Here is a 2,657-nt window from a genome sequence, read left to right on the forward strand (position 1 = left end):
CAGTGCATGACAGCCCAAGATATCCATGAAGAATTAATAGATACAGGTTATAAAGGTTCATATTCTACTACATGTATATATGTTCGCAATCTCAAAAACACTAAAAAAGAGGCTTTTATACGGCAGATATATGAATTTGGTGATGTCTGTGAATTTGACTGGGGAGAAGTTAAGCTAAGAGAGAACAATAAAATCAAAGTATACAAAATGGCTGTATTTACTTCTGCAAAAAACAATACTAGAATAGCTTTTTTATATAAAAAAGAAGATACACAAGCTTTTATTGATGCTCATGTAAGGTTTTTTGAGATTACAGGAGGAGTATATAAAACAATGGTCTATGATAACATGAGAGTTGCTGTAGCGAAATTTGTAGGACCTCATGAGAAAGAAGCTACAGAGGCTTTAAAAAAACTTTCTTTGTTCTATGGTTTTAAATACAGGTTTTGCAATATATATTCAGGTAATGAAAAAGGCCATGTGGAAAGAAGTGTTGATTTTGTAAGACGAAAAGCATTTTCAAGTTGCATTGATTACACCTTTGAAAATGCAGTAGAACATCTAAAAAAAATTATTGTAAAAATAAATGGAAACCGTTTGGAAGAAGAAAAACCTTATTTACTACCCTACCCTGGCAAATATGACACTGCAGAAATCAAAGAATGTTTTGTTGATAAATATTCTACTGTTACATATTTAGGCAATAAATACAGTGTACCAGATTATTTAGTTGGAAAGTACATTTCTCTAAAATCATATGTAGAAGAAGTAGTTATTCTTTTTGGTAAAGAGATAGTCGCCAAACATAAAAGATTATATGGATTTAACGAATGGAATTTAAATATTGAACATTATATTAATACACTTTCTAAAAAGCCAGGTGCATTAAGGGGAAGTTTGGCTTTATCACAATTACAGGGTAATTTAAAACAACTATATACAAAACATTTTAAAGAAGCTCCAAAAGAATATATAAATACATTAAAATTAATAGGTGAAGTTGGAAAAGACAAAGTTTTGGAAAAGATAGAAGAATTGGAATCCCATAATATTTCTATAAACTTAGACAATATAAAATCAATTTTATTTAGAAAGAATGAAGAAGAAGGTGTTTTTGATAACAATAAAAAGGCAATTGATATATTAGCAAATTATGATTATTTGTATAAAAGTATGCAAGGAGGAAAAACTATATGAATCAACATATAGAAAGTATAAAAAAATATGCCAAAGAACTAAAGTTAAAATATATACTTCAAAATATTGAAGTACACGGTCAGGATGCAAGAAATCCATTGCTTCTAATGCAAGAAATGTTAGAGCAAGAATACATAAAAAAGTTAGAAACCAGCAAACAAAATCGCATAAAAAATGCACGTTTTCCTTTCAAAAAACTTTTAGAAGAATTAAATGTAGAAAGACTACCACCAGATGCAAAGGATAAATTAGGTCAACTAGAAACATTACAGTTTATAGAAAACAAGCAAAACATTATACTTGCAGGTTTGCCAGGCACAGGAAAGTCTCATATAGCTATAGGTCTTGGGATTAAAGCATGTAATGCAGGATATAAAACTTTTTTCACAACGACAACAGCACTTATTAATCGCTTAAAAGAAAGTAGAAGTGAAAAAACATTACAAATTTTAGAACGACAATTCATGAACTATGATCTTATTATCATTGATGAATTGGGTTATATTTCCTTTGATAAAGAAGGCAGTGAACTGTTATTTTCACATTTATCATTAAGAGCTGAAAGAAAAAGCACAATAATAACCACCAATTTAAAATTCAATAAGTGGCATGAAATATTCAAAGATCCTCTTATGACAACAGCAATGGTTGACAGGCTAACTCACAAGTCTTTTTTAGTTGACATGGATGGGGATTCTTACAGAATGTACGAAACTCTTAAAATGATAGTCTAACTTTTCTAAGATTTTAAAATTCAAAAATAAAGTACTAAAATTTATATCTGAATTATGGAGGTTATTATGATTTTCACCTGTAAAATGATAACAAAAAAGAGTAAAGAAGTTTGGAATGGAGAAATTGCTCGAATAAATAATTATGGTAGTCATTATGAAATGCTAATTAAAAGTAGATCAAGCATTATGTTAATGTTTGGTAAAACATCTCGTGGAGGTTTTGCTTGTGCTCCTGACTTTAATGCAGGATGTCACCTAGTTGATTTTAAAGACTTATTCTGGAATAGCGAAAAGCTGGTATCCGTTCTTGGAAAAGTTGATGGAATTACAGCAGCAACAGCATTATATCGGCTTTATAAAGAAAATATTAATATATAATATAGAAATTAATCTAATTATCTACGTTTATATTAAATATTTTTAATTTATTAATTTAATATAACGAAGCAATAACAGTAGGTCTTGTGGAGCTTGTGGATAATCTGCCGTTTTAAAACTGTGGTTAAGCTGTGGTAAACTTGTTAATTATGTGTGGTCAACACGGTTTTGGTTGTCCACACATAATTCAAGCGTAGCGGCAAGTTTTCCACTGCTTATCCATCAGTTTCTGGCATATTATCCATCAAATCCACATGACTTTATATCTTTAAATTGGGGGTCAGTTTTTTTATTAAAGGGGGTCAATTTTCAATTAAAAAAAGGGTCAGTTTTCACTTGACAAATACA

3 protein-coding genes are annotated in these 2,657 nt (G+C 29.7%); all 3 read left to right on the top strand.

The genetic code is table 11. The features are described 5' to 3' along the window. Window positions 1–1,197, top strand: a 1,197-nt coding sequence (locus RBH29_RS17390) for a Mu transposase domain-containing protein (protein WP_306698275.1), incomplete at its 5' end; no start/stop codon positions are given. Continuing rightward, entirely contained in the window at window positions 1,194–1,931 is a 738-nt protein-coding gene (istB, locus tag RBH29_RS17395) for an IS21-like element helper ATPase IstB (protein WP_306698276.1), read from the top strand. The genes RBH29_RS17390 and istB, both read left to right, overlap by 4 nt. 84 nt (window positions 1,932–2,015) lie before the next feature. Continuing rightward, window positions 2,016–2,309: a DUF6618 family protein gene (locus RBH29_RS17400; RefSeq protein ID WP_306698277.1), complete on the top strand. Its 294-nt coding sequence runs from the start codon at window positions 2,016–2,018 to the stop codon at window positions 2,307–2,309. Window positions 2,310–2,657 lie beyond the last annotated feature (348 nt).

This window comes from Herbivorax alkaliphila, assembly GCF_030848475.1.
GTDB lineage: Bacteria > Bacillota > Clostridia > Acetivibrionales > Acetivibrionaceae > Herbivorax.

Coding starts and splice junctions, on each gene's coding strand:
- istB (WP_306698276.1), top strand. CDS start 1,194: ATGAATCAACATATAGAAAGTATAAAAAAATATGCCAAAGAACTAAAG.
- RBH29_RS17400 (WP_306698277.1), top strand. CDS start 2,016: ATGATAACAAAAAAGAGTAAAGAAGTTTGGAATGGAGAAATTGCTCGA.